This is a genomic window from Hydrogenophaga sp. (assembly GCF_018780075.1).
In the GTDB taxonomy this organism is placed as follows: Bacteria; Pseudomonadota; Gammaproteobacteria; order Burkholderiales; family Burkholderiaceae_C; genus Hydrogenophaga.
The window spans coordinates 63,866-78,527 of the sequence record NZ_JADMKB010000105.1; the positions used below are offsets into that span (position 1 = coordinate 63,866).

Sequence of the window (14,662 nt, forward strand, 5' to 3'; positions counted from 1 at the left end):
GTGCGTGCGGCGCCGTCGTGGTTGAGGCGAATGCAAGGCGGATGCTAGGCAGCGGCGGCCAATCTGACCAGACGATCTCGTGGATTCATAGAATCCATGGCATGGATATCCGAAATGTCGACCTGAACCTGCTCGTGGTGTTCGACGCCATGGCCCGGCATTGCAGCGTGGGCCGGGCCGGCGAGGCCCTGGGCCTGAGCCAGCCCGCCACCAGCGCGGCGCTCGCGCGATTGCGCGTCGTTTTCGATGACGCCCTGTTCCTGCGCGCGGGCACGCGCATGAAGCCCACGCCGCGCGCACTGGAGCTCGCGCCCGCGGTGCACCGGGTGGTCGAGGCGATCAACGCCGAGATCCTGCAGAAGGCGGCTTTCGATCCCGCGCGCTCGGACCGCAGCTTCACCCTGCTCACACCCGACATCGGCGAGGTCGCCTTCCTGCCCGGCGTGATGCGGCGGCTGCGCCAGGAGGCACCGCAGGTGCGGCTGCTGGCGACTTCGCGGCCGCGCCATGTGGCGGCCGAGGCGCTGGAGTCCGGCGAGGCCGATCTCGCCGTGGGCTTCTTCCCCGACCTGCGGAAAGCCGGGTTTTTTCAGCAGGCGCTCTTCAAGACCTCGTACGTGTGCATCGCCTGCGCGCAAGCCGGGCCGGCCGTGACGCGCATGACGCAGCGCCAGTACCTCGCGGCGCGGCACGTGGTGGTGCGGCCGGACGGGCGCGAGCATCTGATCGACCGCTTTCTCGACGACAAAGGCTGGCGCCGCCACGTGACGCTCGAGCTCTCGCACTTCATGAGCCTGCTCTCACTGCTGCCCGGCACAGATCTGATCGCCACCGTGCCGGAGGACATCGCTACCGTGATGGAGCGCCACATCGCCATCCGGCGCATCGGATTGCCCTTTGCCGTGCCGGTGATCGACGTGCAGCTGTACTGGCACCGCCGCATGCAGAACGATCCGGCCAATCGCTGGTTGCGCGGCCTTTTTCACGAGGTGAACCGGCGGGATGCGAACGTGGGCATGGACTCCTGACGCTGCGTCGCGCGGCGATCAGCCGTGGGCCAGGCCGACGGCCGTCACGCCCGCGATGCAGATCAGCTCGTCTTCGTCGCCGGTGCCGCCACTGGCACCCACCGCGCCGATGACTTGGCCCTGCGCATCCTTGATCACCACCGCGCCGGTCTGCGGCAGGAACTTGCCATCCGACGTGGCCGCCAGGGAAACGAAGAAATTGGGGTTGCCTTTGGCGCGTTCGCCCAGCGTGCGGCTGGACACACCCATGCCGACGGCGCCCCAGGCTTTGGCCCGCGCGATGTCGAAGCGGAACATGCTGGCGCCGTCTTCGCTGGCGAAGGCTTTCAGGTTGCCGGACGCGTCGAGCACGGCGATGCCCATGGGCTGGTGGCCCATCTCTTTCGATTTCGCGAGGGCGGCGGTGATGATCTGCTGGGCTTGATCGAGGGTGAGGCTCATGGTCGGTTGGGGGTGTGGGATGAGGGGAAATGCGCGAGGCGCGATCTTGACACGCGCCATCTTCCGGCTTGCAGCCAGGGTCTTCGCGGCCTTCCGTGGCTCCCCCGCCGGGCCGCCCCAAGGCGGAGCGTTGGGGCCGTCCTCAAGCGTTCAGCCGGGCCACCCAGTACGTCGCACCTTCCGGGCCGTAGCGCTCGGCGTGTGGCACGCCGTGTTCGAGCTCGAACAGCTCGCCCGGCACCAGGTGCTGGGTCTCGTCGCCCACGGTGAGCCACATCTCGCCCTGCACCACCAGGGCCTTCACCGCGAACGGGTGGCTGTGCGTGTCCAGCACGGTGTCGGGCGCCCAGACGCGCTCCAGCACCTCGTCAAAGCCCTCGGCCAGGGCCGCACTCTTGAACGAATCAAACGACTTGGGCATGGCGATCTCCTTGGAGAGGTGGGCATCCATTGCATCACGCAGGTGCAAGCCCTGCCGCGCTCGGGGGTTTGCTGGAAACACCCTGTGTACGATCGCAATATTGATGCCCGCCCTCCGAAAGGCCCCTCATGTCTTACATGCTCCTCATCATCGAACCCGAAGGCCAGCGCGCCACCCGCACCGAGGCCGAGGGCCGCGAGGCCTACGCGCAGATGCAGCGTTTTGGCGAGGGACTGGCGGCCGAGGGCAAGCTCAAGGCGGTGGAGTCGCTCGCCGGCCTGTCCAGCGCGGTGCGTGTGAGCCACGCCGGGGGGCGTCCGCAGGTGCTCGACGGCCCGTTCGCCGAGGCCAAGGAAATGATCGGCGGTTTCTTTCTGTTGCAAAACGTGGGCCGCGAAGAGGCCATCGCCATCGCCCAGCGCTGCCCCGCGGCGCAGTGGTGCACCGTCGAAGTGCGCCCGCTTGCACCGTGTTTCGACGAGAGCCACGCTTGACATGGTGCACCCCTGCCGCGCCTTGCGCGACCCCCTCCAGGGGGCGGCACTGGCCGTCCGGCGGAGCCGGCCCGGCGGTGCCCTGGGTTGCACCGCTTCGGGCGTCTGGGTGGCGCTCCCGCGACATGAACCATTGATGCGGGTTTTCCCTTAATCCTGTCGTGTCGAAAGCCGGCAGGCTGCTTCGTCGTCCCCACAAGCGCACGACAAGGAGCCCAGCCATGACACCCCACATCCACACCTGTCTCTGGTTCGACACCCAGGCCGAAGAGGCCGCGGCCTTCTACGGCTCGGTGTTTCCGGGTTCGCGCATCACCGGCGTGTTGCGCTACGGTCCTGGCGAGCCGATGCCCGAGGGCTCGGCCCTGCTGGTGAGCCTGGAGCTCGACGGCCATGCGCTCTCGCTGCTCAACGGCGGCCCGCAGTACCGCCACTCGCCCTCCGCGTCGCTGGCCGTGCGCTGCGCGGACCAGGCCGAGGTCGACCGCTGCTGGGCCGCGCTGTCGGCCGTGCCCGAGGCCGAGATGTGCGGCTGGCTGGTGGACCGGTACGGCGTGTCGTGGCAGATCGTGCCCAGCTTCGTCATGGAGCGTCTGGCCGGCCCGCCCGGCCCGGGCGTGCAGCGCATGACCGCCGCCATGCGCCAGATGCGCAAGCTCGACATCGCCGCACTGGAGCGCGCCTACGCAGGCGAACCCTGAATCCTCACAGGAGACCCCCATGAAAACCCTGCACTTCGACATCCTGATCCATGCGCCGCGCGAACACGTCTGGCGCAGCACGCTGTTTTCGCCCACCTATGAGCGCTGGACCGCGACGTTCAGCGAAGGCTCGCGCTACGAGGGCAGCTGGGAGGCCGGCACGCCCATCCGTTTCTGTGGCCCGAACGGCGACGGCATGGTCGCCGAGATCGCCGAACACCGGCCGGCCGAGTTCGTGTCCATCCGCCACCTCGGCATGGTCACCAACGGCGTCGAAGACACCACCAGCGAGGCCGTGCGTGCGTGGACGCCGTGTTTCGAGAACTACACGTTTTCCGACGAGGCCGGCGGCACGCGCGTGCGCGTCGACGTCGACGTGTTTGGCACCCACGAAGACTGGATGGCGCAGACCTGGCCCGAGGCCTTGCTGGCGCTGAAAGCGGTTTGTGAAACCCCCACCTGAGGAGAGCCCCCATGAGCACCACCACCGTTCCCATGTGTGCCGTCGTGCACTTCGAGATGCCCTACAAGGACCGCGAGCGCGCCGAGCGCTTCTACGCCGCCGCCTTCGGCTGGACCCACCAGTTCCTCGGCCCCCAGATGGGCGACTACGTGCTGGTCAGCACCGCGCCGCCCGGCGCCCGCCCGCCCATGCCGCCCGAGGCCGCGCTGGGGTCCATCAACGGCGGCCTGTTCCCCTTCAAGGCCGACTGGCCGATGCAGCACCCGTCGGTGGTGGTCGGCGTGCCCGACATCCAGGCGGCGATGCAGCGCGTGCGCGGTGCGGGCGGCGAGGTGATCGGTGCGCCGATGACGATCCCCGGCGTGGGTGAGTACGTCGTGTTCCGTGACACCGAGGGCAACCACAACAGCATGATGCAGCCGTTGATGTGACCACCCCCGCCGCGCTGCGCGCAACCCCCTCAAGGGGCCACACCAGCGGCCCGGAGAAGCCGGTTCCGCGGTGTTCTGGAACTGAACACAGGAGAACAATTGCCATGCGATTCATGATCATCGTCAAAAGCTGCGCCGCGTTCGAGGCCGAGGTCACGCCCGAGGCGCCCGAAGAACTGATGGCCGAGATGGCGGCCTACCACGAGGAACTGGCGCGCGCCGGCGTGCTGCTTGACGGCAGCGGCCTGCACCCCAGCCGCACCGGCTGGCGCATCCAGTACGACGCTGCCGGGCAGCGTGTCGTGGACGGCCCGTTCGCCGAGGCCAAGGAGCTGATCGCCGGCTACACCCTGATCCAGGTGCGCTCGCGCGAAGAGGCCATGGAATGGAGCCGCCGTTTCCCCAACCCCGCTGGCAAAGGCCAGGAGGCCGTGATCGAGCTGCGCCAGCTCATCGAGCTCGACGAGTTCCCGCCCAGCGAGGCGCTGGAGCAGATGAAGGCCCTCGACGCCCTCGGCAAAGCCTGAAAGGAGACCCCATGCTCAAGACCGTTCTGCTGATCGGGGTCGCTGCCATCGCGCTGTTGCTGATCTTTGCCGCCACCCGTCCCGACACCTTCGCCGTCGAGCGCTCGGCCACCATCGCCGCGCCCGCCTCGAAGCTCTTTCCGCTGATCAACGACATGCGCCAGTTCAACACCTGGAACCCCTACGCGCGAAAAGACCCGGCCATGAAGGCGGCGTACAGCGGGCCGGCGGCCGGGCCGGGCGCAGTGTTCGACTTCGAGGGCAACAAGGACGTGGGCAAGGGCCGCATCTCGGTCACCGGTGCCACCGAGCCGTCGCAGGTCACCATGCAGCTCGACATGTGGGAACCCTTCGAGGGCCACAACGAGGTCCGCTTCACGCTGGTGCCCGACGGCGCGGGCACGCGGGTGACCTGGGCTATGAGCGGCCCGAGTGCCTTCATCACCAAGCTGATGGGTATCTTTTTCAACATGGACCAGATGATCGGCAAAGACTTCGAAGCCGGCCTCACCAACCTCCGGCAGCTCGCCGAAAAACCCTGACCCCACCCACCAAGGAGCACACCATGTTTCGCCAGATCTTCGTCAACCTGCCCATCCAGGACATGGCCCGTTCGCAGGCCTTCTTCAAGGCCCTGGGCCTCACGTTCAACCAGCGCTTCACCAACGAGCAGGGTGCCTGCCTGGAGATCGGCGAGAACTTCTACGCCATGCTGCTGGTCGAGCCCTTCTTCCAGGGCTTCACCAAGAAGCCCGTCAGCGACGCGCACAAGGCCACCGAGGTGCTGATCGCCCTGTCGGTGGACAGCCGCGCCGAGGCGGAGGAGGTGGTTGCCAAGGCCGTGGCCGCCGGCGCCACCACGCCCAACCCGCCGCAGGACCACGGCTTCATGTTCCAGCACGGTTTCGCCGACCTCGACGGCCACCAGTGGGAGGTGTTCTGGATGGACGAGTCCGCCGCCCCGGCGCAGATGTGAACATGGCCCCCCAACGGTCGCGCGCCCGGGTGTAGAAACAGCGCGTGCACTCCGCTGTCCACGACACCATCGCCGCCGTCTGGCGCATCGAGTCCGCCCGCATCGTGGCGGCGGTGGCGCGGCGCGTGCGCGACCTGGGGGTGGCCGAGGAGCTGGCGCAGGACGCGCTGGTGGCCGCGCTGGAACACTGGCCGAGCGACGGCGTGCCGAACAACCCCGGCGCCTGGCTCATGACGACGGCGAAGCACCGCGCCCTCGACCACCTGCGCCACCGCCTGATGGCCGACGCGCGGCACGGTGACATCGCCAGCGACCTCGAAGCGATGGAGGCCCATGTGGTGCCCGATTTCACCGACGCGCTGGACACGGCCCGCGAGCGCGCGGCCATCGGCGACGACCTGCTGCGCCTGATCTTCACCGCCTGCCACCCGGTGCTCGGCACCGACGCGCGCGTGGCGCTCACGCTCAAGCTGCTCGGCGGCCTCACCACGCACGAGATCGCGCGCGCCTTCCTCGTGCCCGAGGCCACCATCGGCCAGCGCATCGTGCGCGCCAAACGCAGCCTCGCCGAGGCCCAGGTGCCCTTCGAGGTGCCGCAGGGCGCGCAGCTGACCGAGCGCCTCGGCTCGGTGCTGGAGGTGGTCTACCTCGTGTTCAACGAGGGCTACACCGCCACCAGCGGCGGCGACTGGATGCGCCCCGAGCTCTGCAACGAGGCCCTGCGCCTGGGCCGCATGCTGGCCGAACTCGCCCCCGGGCAGGCCGAGGTGCACGGCCTGGTGGCGCTGATGGAGATCCAGGCCTCGCGCACCGCCGCGCGCACCGACCGCGAGGGCAACCCCGTGCTGCTCAACCAGCAGAACCGCGCGCGCTGGGACCACCTGCTGATCCGCCGGGGCTTGGCCGCGTTGACGCGCGCCGAGGCGCTGAACCAGCCCCTGGGCAGCTACCGCCTGCAGGCCCAGATCGCCGCCTGCCACGCCCGCGCGCCCAGCGCCGAGGCCACCGACTGGCACCGCATCGCCGCGCTCTACGCCCAGCTCATGCGGGTGGCGCCGTCGCCCGTGGTCGAGCTCAACCGCGCGGTCGCGGTGGGCATGGCCGAGGGCCCGGCGGCCGGCCTCGCCATCGTCGAGACGCTGCTGCAGGACAAGGCCCTGCAGCGCTACCCCTGGCTGTGCGCGGTGCAGGGCGACCTGCTGGACCGGCTGGGCCGGCGGGACGCGGCGCGTGCCGCGTTCCTGCGCGCCGCGGCGCTGTCCAGCAATCACCGCGAACGAACGCTGTTGCAGGCGCGGGCGCAGGGGCCGGTGTCCGCGAGCTGAGGGGCCTATCGGTAGCCGATCAGTCGGCCGGCCGTGATCACCCCCAGCCAGAGCACGATCGACAGCAGCCCGTGCAGGCGCCAGGCCCGCTGCGGCGGCGCGCCCGGGGTGACGCCCACCCGCCGCCAGGCCGACCCACGGCGCAGCCACAGCGCGTTGAGCACGGCCGCGCCCACCAGCGCCAGCTTGATGCCGAACAGCGGTTCCACCACATAGTCGAGCGGCCGCGTCGCGAAGAGCAGGAAACCGGTGCACAGCGCGAGCAGCAGCCCGGTGACGGCGACGGGCACCAGGGTGCCGGCGAGGTGTTCGAGCGGCGTGCGCCCGAAGCAGCCGATCAGGCGCAGGTCGAGCGGCACGATGGCGCCGAACAGCAGCGCGATGCCCACCACGTGCCCGGTGTTGACCAGCGGGTAGAGCCAGATCGACGAGCGCAGCAGTGCCGACAGCCCGCTGGCCTGCAGCGCCGTGGCCAGGGTCTCCAGCGGCATCAACCGCCCCCGCGGCCGGGCAGGGCGCGCATCAGTTGCGGTCGGGGTAGAGGTTGAAGGTCTTGCCGTCGATGAGCAGGCGCTCGGCCTTGAACACCTTCTTCCTGGGGTCGCTGTGCCGGTGGCCCGACACGGTGAGCTTCACGCCCTTGACCAGCATCGCGTCTTTCAGCCCGGCCTGCTCGTTGCGCCACGGCTGGCCGACCTCGACGATCCAGTTGGCGCCGTCTGCGGCCAGCGTCAGTTCGCCGTGGGGGTTGCCGAGCTTGGCCGCGACGATGGTGCCGGTGAGCTCGGCGTTGACGTCCTCGGCCCAGGTCCAGCCATGGTGGGCCGCCGCGGGCAGGGCCACCGCGATCGCCAGCGCGGCCACAGCCAGTGGTCGAAGCGCGCTCAGCACAAAGGGCGTTGGTGTCGGGGACATGAAAACTCCTCGTCGTCGAGAAAGGGAACGCGCGGGTGCGGTTGCTGCACGGGGCATGCCGCTGGTCGTTCTCCAGTTTGCGACCATGCGTGTGTCCGTGCAATCTTTGACCCTGCGCGACCGGGGCATTTCTGCGGCGCGGCCCCGAATGCCCCACCCGGCAAAACCTTCACAAGACCCGACCGGGCACCTCGGCGGCGGCCTGCGTGTACCCTGTTTGAACCGGCGCGCCGCGCCTGCTTCTGTAGACCCCGCCCATGAACACTTTCGGCAAACGCGCCCAGGGCGCCCGCCTCGAACGCATGCAGGCTTCGCCGCGCTGGGTCGGCGAGGGCTTTCGCAACGTTCACCCCATCGCACCCGGTCTGCGCGATTTGACCGCGCCCCGGCCCACGCTGCGCGAGTTCCTGTCCAACGGCAACCGCCGCGTGCCCGGCGCGCCGCTGCCCTCGGTGGACCCACGCGAGGCCTGGGGCCGCCCCAGCGCCAGCGGCCTGCGCGCCACCTGGCTGGGCCACTCCACCGTGCTGCTGGAGATGGACGGCCACCGCGTGCTCACCGACCCGGTCTGGGGCACACGCGCCTCGCCGTTTCGCCTGCTCGGCCCCAAGCGCTTCCAGCCCGTGCCCCTGCGCCTGCGCGACATGCCCGAGGTGGACGTGGTCGTGATCTCGCACGACCACTACGACCACCTCGACTACCCCACCATCCACGCCCTGGCCAAACGCAGCAAGGTGCCCTTCGTCACCTCGCTCGGTGTCGGCGCGCACCTGCAGGCCTGGGGCATCGCGCCCGAGCGCATCACCGAGCTCGACTGGTGGGAAACCCACCGCGTGCCCGGCACCGGCCTCACCGTCACCGCCGCGCCCTCGCAGCACTTCTCCGGGCGCAGCCTCAAAGACCGCAACGCCACGCTCTGGTCGTCCATGGTCATGCGCAGCGAGCGCCACGCCGTGTTCTTCAGCGGCGACACCGGCCTCACCAGCGAGTACGCGCTGATCCGCGAACGCCTCGGCCCCTTCGACCTCGTGATGCTCGAAGTCGGCGCCTTCCACCCCTCGTGGGGCGACATCCACCTCGGCCCCGAGAACGCGCTCAAGGCCCACCAGCTGCTCGGCGGCGGCGCCTTCCTGCCGGTGCACTGGGGCACCTTCAGCCTCGCCCTGCACGCCTGGGACCAGCCCGCCGAAACCCTGCTCAAACTCGCTCCGTCGCGCGAGCTGCTGCTCATGCCCCGGCTGGGCGAAGCGGTCGAGCCGGCGCAGCAGCGGGCGGTGCTGCCCTGGTGGCGCGGGGTGGGGGCGGGGCGGGGCGCTGCGGCCCCCGAGGCCGAGCCACACGGCACCCGCACACCGGGTGACCTGCCCTGGCCGATGGACTGAACGGCTGTTCCCGGCGCGACTGAAAGCCGGGACACCGCTCTTGTGGGACAACGGGGTTTCAGACAGCATGGCCCACCCACCCCAGGAGACACCATGCAAGAGAAACCCCGCGCCACCTTCAAGCGCATGGAACAAAGCACCCAGCAAGACTGGGCCTGCATCCTCCCCGAAGCCATGGCCATGGCGAAAGCGCTGCCCGACCGCGTGCTCGCCCACCTGCAACTGCTCGACGGCGACCACGGCGGTTTTCCCGTGGACCGGCTCACCCACAGCCTGCAGACCGCCACGCTCGCCCACCAGGACGGGCGCGACGAGGAGTACGTGGTGTGCGCGCTGCTGCACGACATCGGCGACACCCTGGGCAGCTTCAACCACCCCGACATCGCCGCCGCCATCCTCAAGCCCTTCGTGAGCGAAGCCAACCTGTGGATGGTGCAGCACCACGGCATTTTTCAGGGCTACAACTTCTTCCACCACATCGGCCTGGACCGCAACATGCGCGACCTGTTCAAGGACCACCCGCACCGCGACCGCGCGGCCGAGTTCGTCGAGCGCTACGACAACCCGGCCTTCGACCCGGCGATGGAGGCGCTGCCGCTGAGCTTCTTTGAGCCGATGGTGCGGCGGCTGATGGCCGCGCCGAAGCAATCGGTTTACAAGGCGGCCTTGCCGGGGGCGCCGCAGAGCGCCTGAGCCTGGCCACGGAGGCGGGGCGGCCCGCCGTTCGCGCCGCGTCGGTCCCGGGCCTGTTCTGAGCGCCATCGCACCGACGCGAACGCCGCGCGCGGGCATGCTTCACACCCCATGGGCCGTGGCCCGCATCGCCACCCACGGCGCATGTCCCAGCGCCCGTCCGAACGGGCCGCCACCTTCAAGGAGACCACATGCAACAGGTCCAGGACGCGACGATCTGGCGGCTGCTCAAGTCCACGGTGAATGCGTGGCTTGACGACTACGCGCCCAGCATGGGGGCGGCGCTCGCGTTCTACACGCTGTTCTCGATCGCGCCCCTGCTGCTGATCGTCATCTCGGTGGCCGGGTTCTTTTTTGGCGAGGCGGCCGCGCGGATGGAGATCTTTGCGCAGATCTCCCAGCTCGTGGGTGAAGACAGCGCCACCACCCTGGACACGGTGCTCGTGAGCCTGGACCAGCCCGCCGCCAGCGCGGTGGGCATGCTCGTGGGCCTGGGCACGCTGCTGGTCGGCGCCACCTCCGTGTTCGTCGAACTGCAGAACGCCATGGACCGCATCTGGCAGGTGCCGCCCCGCCCCGACTTCAGTGGCGTGCGCGATTTCTTTCGCGTGCGGCTGCTCTCGCTCGGGCTGGTGCTGGGCATCGGCTTCCTGCTCATGGTGTCGCTCGTGCTCAGTGCCCTGATGGCCGCGCTGGGCAAATGGTGGGCGCCCTGGTTCGGCGAATTCGCGGTCGTGGCCGACGCCGTCAACTTCGGGGTGACGCTGGCCTTCATCACCGCGGTGTTCGCGATGATCTACAAGTGGATGCCCCGGACCCATGTCGCCTGGGGCGACGTGTGGATCGGCGCGCTCTTCACCGCCTTGTTGTTCACCGTCGGCAAGACGCTGATCGGCCTCTACATCGGCCGCAGCGCGGTGGCCTCGGTGTTCGGCGCCGCATCGTCCCTGGTGGTGCTGCTGCTCTGGGTGTACTACTCGGCGCAGATCTTCCTGCTCGGGGCGGAGTTCACCTGGGTGTTCGCGCAGCGCGGCGAGCCCGAGGGCGCCACCCCGGCACCGGCGATCCCGCAGCGGTCGGGCTGAGCGCTGGCCCCGCGCCGCCCCGGGGTCACGGCGAGCCGGGATCGATCTTCCGTCCGGTCTCGAACGTGGGCTCCAGGCCATCGTCCGGCGTGGCGATCAGGCGGGACGCGTTGTTCGCCTTGCGCACCTCCAGGCCCCTGAGCCAGACCAGCACCAGCAGGACGAAGGTGGTGGCCAGGATGGCGGTGCCTTCGCGCCCCAGCCCGGCCGACATGCCCACCGCCGCCGTGGCCCAGATGGTGGCCGCCGTGGTCAGGCCGTGGATGCGGCCCTCGTGACCCATCTTCAGCACCGCGCCCGCGCCGAGAAACCCGATGCCGGAGACGAGGCCCTGCACCACGCGGCTCAACTCGGCCGGGCCCATGCCCGCTTCGGCGGGCACCAGCACGAAGAGCGCGGCCCCCAGCGACACCAGCATGTGGGTGCGCAGCCCTGCGTCGGCATCGCGGCGCTCGCGGTCCCAGCCGATCACCGCCCCCAGCAGCAGGGCGACCGTCATGCGCGCGGTCACGCGCGTGACCTGCTCGACCTGCAGCAGGTCGGAGAACTCGGCCCGCAAGGTGCTCGCAACGATGTCCAGCACGCGGCCGGGCCTACGGTTGCGAGATGCCGACCAGGGCGTCCGCGGTGGACTGGAAGTCGTCGGCCGCCACCGCGAAATCGCCCAGCGACACGATGCCCACCAGGCGCTTGTCGCTGTTCACCACCGGCAGGCGCCGGACCTGGAACTTGCTCATCATGTCGGCGGCGGTCTCCACGGTGTCGTTCTCATAGCACCAGATCACGTCGTTCGACATCACGTCGCGAACCCGCGTGTCGCTGCCCTTGCCTTCGGCCACGGCGCGCACGGCAATGTCGCGGTCCGTCACCGCGCCGATCATCCGGTCGTTCTCGCCCACGGGCAGCATGCCGAAGCCCTCGTCCCGCATGCGGGCGGCGGCGTCCTGCAGCGTTGCCTCGGGGCTGATCACCTGCACGTCGGGGCTCATCACGTCTTTGAGCAGTTGCATCGTCATTTCTCCAGTTCAAGGTGGGTTGGGTGGGTGGTCACAGGGTTCGCCGTTCGCCACAGGTGGCCGGGTGGGCGCATGTTCTCAAAGTGGCGGCCGGGCATCTGTGCGGCGCCACACAGAGGTGGGGATCGGCCGAGGGCACGCCATGCGTATTCAATGACCCCCTGCAACGTGACCCACGCAGCGGAGCTTTTGGAGCGGTAGGACAGGCGGACGTTGTCGTGCCCGGGTTTGACCGGTTTCGGGATTTCGACTTCGTGCCGCTTACCTGCCATACCCCGGGGCACCGTCGTTTTGGCCCGCTCTGGAGTGAGGGCGGTTGCCGGGTTTCGTGGTTTACTTATATCTGTACAAAAATCAAGGTGTCGCGCGTAAGGCGTTGATCTGGTTGTATTTTTGGAGGATTGGATGTCCGGGATATCCCGCACCGTCCAGCTTATCCCGCAAGTTCTGCGGGATGCATTACGTTAGGCATCACAAAAATGCAGATTCGCGCCATTCGTCCTACCGAGATTGAAGCCGCACGCTTGCTGCTCCAGGCAAGCAACTGGGGTAAGCGCGTTGCCGATCCAAAGACATTCGCCGAGTTGGTCGGCCGATCGCAGATTGCCATCGTGGCGCTGGAAGGAGAGGAAGTCATTGGCTTCCTCCGAGCCCTAACTGACGGAATCTTCAATGGCTACATCTCAATGGTGGTGGTCGCCGAGAAGCACCGAGGTACTGGTGTCGGAACTGCCCTGGTAAAAAGTGTCATGGGCGAAAACAAAGAAATGACCTGGGTGCTTCGAGCCGGACGAACAGGCGTCTCAGCGTTCTACGAGAAATTGGGCTTCAACGTATCCGAAGTCGCCATGGAAAGACCGGGGCAACGCGAGTGATGCCTAACCATTCAATCGAGAGGCAAACGAGAGGCAAACGTTAGGCGTCGCAGTCCATTCGGTGACTCCAAGACGGCACTTTCCGTAAACACACCAACAGCAAACGTAACGCAGTTCCAACCAGGCAATCTCGATCAACAAGATGTACTTCGCTGCTCGTCAATATCCGAAGTTGGCGCCGCTTTCACCAGCGGAGCGACGAAGGACTGTCGCAGAGTCAATAAGACAGGGAGATCCATGGATCGGCAGGCGCCTACTGCTCGCCTTTGTCATCGAAGTCATTGGATCTGGCAGCATAGGCCTCATGCCCGCTTCGTGGGGCATTCCGTCTTGGGGTGGAACCGCATTTGCCCTTGTTGGCGGAGTGTTCTTCTACCTGTACTTTCTCTGGGAGCTAAACGGCCCGCTTTTTCTCGCCGTTGAAAATCATGCTTCGCGCCTCCGCTAAGACAACGCCTCAGTCGAGTCGACAAAGTGCAGCAAGCTGCCCTTTTCGGCTCACCTCGAACGTTAGGCGTCTAGCGCAATGAACGAGCATGAATCACTTGTTGCGGCGATCTACGAAGAGGTAAAGCTGCACGCGTACGACCCTTCGTGGCCTGTGGCATACGCTACTGAACGGGAACGCTTGCTGTCAGTTCTTCCCGGCGTATTCCTCGATGTGCAACACATCGGAAGCACCGCAGTTCCAGGCTTAGCAGCCAAGCCAATCATTGACATCCTCGCCGGAGTCGAGTCCATGGCGGTAGCAGAGTCAGTCACAGCTTTACTTTGCGCCTCCGGCTACACCACGTCGGCCGAGTTCAACGAAACACTGAGGGATCGCAAATGGTTCATGCGTTGGGCCAATGGCCACCGCACGCATCACCTGCATGTGGTGGTCCATGGTGGTCAGGTTTGGCATGAACGGCTACGCTTCCGCGATGCGCTTTGTTCAAATCCAGTTCTCGCAGCCCGCTATGCCGAGCTCAAAGCCGAGTCTGCTGAGAAACACCCGACTGACAGAGATGCGTACACCGATGCAAAGGCCGAATTCGTCCGCTCGGTGTCAAGAGCCGCCTAACCCTTCAATCGAGAGGGCATGCCCCGGCAGGCCGGGTCATGCCTCTCATCTCAATCGTTAGGCAGCTCTCGAATGAATCCGCACGTCATAGCCGTCAGCACGAGCGCAATACACGCCTTTTCGAAAGGCACAGCCTTGCAGATTAATCTGCTCGCCGGCCTCGGGGTCGAAGGAGATGCTCATTGCGGAGTCACAGTGAAGCACCGCTCACGTGTCGCGCGAGATCCAACGCAACCAAACCTGCGGCAAGTACACCTCATTCATGCCGAGCTGTTCGAAGAGTTGGAGGCACAAGGGTTCAAGGTCGCTCCCGGCCAAATTGGCGAAAACATTGCTACACGCAATCTCAATCTGCTGGCACTGCCGGTCGATACCGAGCTACACATAGGCCCGTCAGCAATCGTCAAACTTACAGGCCTGCGCAATCCATGCGAGCAACTGAATCAGTTTCAAGCTGGCCTTACGGCAGCGGTACTTGGCCGCACGCCGGAGGGAAAGTTGGTTCGCAAGGCAGGGGTCATGGGTGTAGTCGTCGCGAGCGGCGTTGTACAACCTGGCGACTCAATCACGGTCAAGCTGCCTGCACAGCCACACCGCATACTTGAGCGCGTTTAACGAACGCTCATCACAATGAAGCAGGTTCTTTGCTACCAGCCGCCTAACCCTTCCATCGAGAGGGGCGGCCAAGGGCTATCGCCCCTTGGCCGCCCCTCATGTCAAACGTTGAACGGCGGCTTCACAGCCTGATCAATGACAGTTTCTGACTGAAAACCAGCAAATGCCAGCCCGGCTCCCATTGCCAGTGTCTCTCCACCGGGCACCCAAC

The 14,662-nt window shown here is 67.2% G+C and carries 21 protein-coding genes; 15 read left to right on the forward strand and 6 right to left on the reverse strand.

The genetic code is table 11. From position 1 onward, the window contains the following. The first annotated feature begins 101 nt into the window (after positions 1-101). Positions 102-1,028, forward strand: coding sequence for a LysR family transcriptional regulator (locus IV088_RS17475; RefSeq protein ID WP_291104800.1), 927 nt, complete (start codon positions 102-104; stop codon positions 1,026-1,028). Between the two features lie 18 nt (positions 1,029-1,046). On the opposite strand, the gene IV088_RS17480 is transcribed toward IV088_RS17475, so the two are convergent. Next, positions 1,047-1,469 carry a heme-binding protein gene (locus IV088_RS17480; protein ID WP_291104802.1) on the reverse strand — a complete coding sequence of 141 codons (423 nt, stop codon included), beginning with the start codon at positions 1,467-1,469 and terminating at the stop codon, positions 1,047-1,049. A 142-nt stretch (positions 1,470-1,611) separates the two neighbouring features. Then, on the reverse strand, positions 1,612-1,890 hold the full coding sequence (locus IV088_RS17485; RefSeq protein WP_291104804.1) for a cupin domain-containing protein: 279 nt from the start codon (positions 1,888-1,890) through the stop codon (positions 1,612-1,614). 128 nt (positions 1,891-2,018) lie between these two features. Between IV088_RS17485 and IV088_RS17490 the strand changes: the two genes are divergently transcribed. The 8 genes from IV088_RS17490 (at position 2,019) to IV088_RS17525 (ending at position 6,807) form a co-directional block, all read left to right on the forward strand. Beyond that, positions 2,019-2,384: a YciI family protein gene (locus IV088_RS17490; RefSeq protein WP_291104806.1), complete on the forward strand. Its 366-nt coding sequence runs from the start codon at positions 2,019-2,021 to the stop codon at positions 2,382-2,384. Between the two features lie 221 nt (positions 2,385-2,605). Continuing rightward, positions 2,606-3,085: a VOC family protein gene (locus IV088_RS17495; RefSeq protein ID WP_291104809.1), complete on the forward strand. Its 480-nt coding sequence runs from the start codon at positions 2,606-2,608 to the stop codon at positions 3,083-3,085. Between the two features lie 19 nt (positions 3,086-3,104). Further along, the gene (locus tag IV088_RS17500) at positions 3,105-3,548 is read left to right on the forward strand and encodes an SRPBCC domain-containing protein (protein ID WP_291104811.1); all 444 of its coding nucleotides are present in this window, start codon (positions 3,105-3,107) and stop codon (positions 3,546-3,548) included. 11 nt (positions 3,549-3,559) lie between these two features. Next, a complete protein-coding gene (locus IV088_RS17505; protein ID WP_291104813.1) occupies positions 3,560-3,979 on the forward strand; it encodes a VOC family protein in 420 nt (139 codons plus the stop codon). A 104-nt stretch (positions 3,980-4,083) separates the two neighbouring features. Then, positions 4,084-4,506, forward strand: a complete 423-nt coding sequence (locus IV088_RS17510) for a YciI family protein (RefSeq protein ID WP_291104815.1) — start codon at positions 4,084-4,086, stop codon at positions 4,504-4,506. Positions 4,507-4,517: 11 nt separating this feature from the next. Then, entirely contained in the window at positions 4,518-5,048 is a 531-nt protein-coding gene (locus tag IV088_RS17515; protein WP_291104818.1) for an SRPBCC family protein, read from the forward strand. 23 nt (positions 5,049-5,071) lie between these two features. Further along, a complete protein-coding gene (locus IV088_RS17520) occupies positions 5,072-5,482 on the forward strand; it encodes a VOC family protein (RefSeq protein WP_291104820.1) in 411 nt (136 codons plus the stop codon). 44 nt (positions 5,483-5,526) lie between these two features. After that, complete coding sequence (locus IV088_RS17525) at positions 5,527-6,807, forward strand: RNA polymerase sigma factor (RefSeq protein WP_291104823.1); 1,281 nt, start codon at positions 5,527-5,529, stop codon at positions 6,805-6,807. Between the two features lie 5 nt (positions 6,808-6,812). Here the strand turns inward: IV088_RS17525 and IV088_RS17530 are convergent, their stop codons facing one another. Both IV088_RS17530 and IV088_RS17535 read right to left on the reverse strand, forming a co-directional pair. Next, positions 6,813-7,298, reverse strand: a complete 486-nt coding sequence (locus IV088_RS17530; protein ID WP_291104825.1) for a hypothetical protein — start codon at positions 7,296-7,298, stop codon at positions 6,813-6,815. A 31-nt stretch (positions 7,299-7,329) separates the two neighbouring features. Next, positions 7,330-7,722 carry a DUF6152 family protein gene (locus IV088_RS17535; RefSeq protein WP_291104827.1) on the reverse strand — a complete coding sequence of 131 codons (393 nt, stop codon included), beginning with the start codon at positions 7,720-7,722 and terminating at the stop codon, positions 7,330-7,332. A 257-nt stretch (positions 7,723-7,979) separates the two neighbouring features. Between IV088_RS17535 and IV088_RS17540 the strand changes: the two genes are divergently transcribed. The 3 genes from IV088_RS17540 to IV088_RS17550 all read left to right on the forward strand — a co-directional run bounded on the left by IV088_RS17540 (position 7,980) and on the right by IV088_RS17550 (position 10,882). Then, complete coding sequence (locus tag IV088_RS17540) at positions 7,980-9,104, forward strand: MBL fold metallo-hydrolase (protein WP_291104829.1); 1,125 nt, start codon at positions 7,980-7,982, stop codon at positions 9,102-9,104. A 93-nt stretch (positions 9,105-9,197) separates the two neighbouring features. Continuing rightward, positions 9,198-9,797 carry an HD domain-containing protein gene (locus IV088_RS17545; RefSeq protein ID WP_291104832.1) on the forward strand — a complete coding sequence of 200 codons (600 nt, stop codon included), beginning with the start codon at positions 9,198-9,200 and terminating at the stop codon, positions 9,795-9,797. A gap of 191 nt (positions 9,798-9,988) precedes the next feature. Further along, complete coding sequence (locus IV088_RS17550) at positions 9,989-10,882, forward strand: YihY/virulence factor BrkB family protein (protein ID WP_291104834.1); 894 nt, start codon at positions 9,989-9,991, stop codon at positions 10,880-10,882. A 25-nt stretch (positions 10,883-10,907) separates the two neighbouring features. Here IV088_RS17550 and IV088_RS17555 read toward each other — a convergent pair whose 3' ends face one another. After that, entirely contained in the window at positions 10,908-11,465 is a 558-nt protein-coding gene (locus tag IV088_RS17555; protein ID WP_291104837.1) for an MgtC/SapB family protein, read from the reverse strand. Between the two features lie 10 nt (positions 11,466-11,475). After that, positions 11,476-11,892, reverse strand: coding sequence for a CBS domain-containing protein (locus IV088_RS17560; RefSeq protein ID WP_291104839.1), 417 nt, complete (start codon positions 11,890-11,892; stop codon positions 11,476-11,478). Positions 11,893-12,377: 485 nt separating this feature from the next. Between IV088_RS17560 and IV088_RS17565 the strand changes: the two genes are divergently transcribed. The 3 genes from IV088_RS17565 (at position 12,378) to IV088_RS17575 (ending at position 14,451) form a co-directional block, all read left to right on the forward strand. Further along, positions 12,378-12,773 carry a GNAT family N-acetyltransferase gene (locus tag IV088_RS17565; RefSeq protein WP_291104841.1) on the forward strand — a complete coding sequence of 132 codons (396 nt, stop codon included), beginning with the start codon at positions 12,378-12,380 and terminating at the stop codon, positions 12,771-12,773. A 526-nt stretch (positions 12,774-13,299) separates the two neighbouring features. Next, positions 13,300-13,836 carry a GrpB family protein gene (locus tag IV088_RS17570; protein WP_291104844.1) on the forward strand — a complete coding sequence of 179 codons (537 nt, stop codon included), beginning with the start codon at positions 13,300-13,302 and terminating at the stop codon, positions 13,834-13,836. A 72-nt stretch (positions 13,837-13,908) separates the two neighbouring features. Then, the gene (locus tag IV088_RS17575) at positions 13,909-14,451 is read left to right on the forward strand and encodes an MOSC domain-containing protein (protein ID WP_291104847.1); all 543 of its coding nucleotides are present in this window, start codon (positions 13,909-13,911) and stop codon (positions 14,449-14,451) included. The last annotated feature ends 211 nt before the right edge of the window (positions 14,452-14,662 follow it).

Coding starts and splice junctions, on each gene's coding strand:
- IV088_RS17485 (WP_291104804.1), bottom strand. CDS start 1,890: ATGCCCAAGTCGTTTGATTCGTTCAAGAGTGCGGCCCTGGCCGAGGGC.
- IV088_RS17475 (WP_291104800.1), top strand. CDS start 102: ATGGATATCCGAAATGTCGACCTGAACCTGCTCGTGGTGTTCGACGCC.
- IV088_RS17490 (WP_291104806.1), top strand. CDS start 2,019: ATGTCTTACATGCTCCTCATCATCGAACCCGAAGGCCAGCGCGCCACC.
- IV088_RS17540 (WP_291104829.1), top strand. CDS start 7,980: ATGAACACTTTCGGCAAACGCGCCCAGGGCGCCCGCCTCGAACGCATG.
- IV088_RS17550 (WP_291104834.1), top strand. CDS start 9,989: ATGCAACAGGTCCAGGACGCGACGATCTGGCGGCTGCTCAAGTCCACG.
- IV088_RS17575 (WP_291104847.1), top strand. CDS start 13,909: ATGAATCCGCACGTCATAGCCGTCAGCACGAGCGCAATACACGCCTTT.
- IV088_RS17495 (WP_291104809.1), top strand. CDS start 2,606: ATGACACCCCACATCCACACCTGTCTCTGGTTCGACACCCAGGCCGAA.
- IV088_RS17530 (WP_291104825.1), bottom strand. CDS start 7,298: ATGCCGCTGGAGACCCTGGCCACGGCGCTGCAGGCCAGCGGGCTGTCG.
- IV088_RS17565 (WP_291104841.1), top strand. CDS start 12,378: ATGCAGATTCGCGCCATTCGTCCTACCGAGATTGAAGCCGCACGCTTG.
- IV088_RS17480 (WP_291104802.1), bottom strand. CDS start 1,469: ATGAGCCTCACCCTCGATCAAGCCCAGCAGATCATCACCGCCGCCCTC.
- IV088_RS17515 (WP_291104818.1), top strand. CDS start 4,518: ATGCTCAAGACCGTTCTGCTGATCGGGGTCGCTGCCATCGCGCTGTTG.
- IV088_RS17570 (WP_291104844.1), top strand. CDS start 13,300: ATGAACGAGCATGAATCACTTGTTGCGGCGATCTACGAAGAGGTAAAG.
- IV088_RS17505 (WP_291104813.1), top strand. CDS start 3,560: ATGAGCACCACCACCGTTCCCATGTGTGCCGTCGTGCACTTCGAGATG.
- IV088_RS17560 (WP_291104839.1), bottom strand. CDS start 11,892: ATGCAACTGCTCAAAGACGTGATGAGCCCCGACGTGCAGGTGATCAGC.
- IV088_RS17500 (WP_291104811.1), top strand. CDS start 3,105: ATGAAAACCCTGCACTTCGACATCCTGATCCATGCGCCGCGCGAACAC.
- IV088_RS17520 (WP_291104820.1), top strand. CDS start 5,072: ATGTTTCGCCAGATCTTCGTCAACCTGCCCATCCAGGACATGGCCCGT.
- IV088_RS17510 (WP_291104815.1), top strand. CDS start 4,084: ATGCGATTCATGATCATCGTCAAAAGCTGCGCCGCGTTCGAGGCCGAG.
- IV088_RS17545 (WP_291104832.1), top strand. CDS start 9,198: ATGCAAGAGAAACCCCGCGCCACCTTCAAGCGCATGGAACAAAGCACC.
- IV088_RS17535 (WP_291104827.1), bottom strand. CDS start 7,722: ATGTCCCCGACACCAACGCCCTTTGTGCTGAGCGCGCTTCGACCACTG.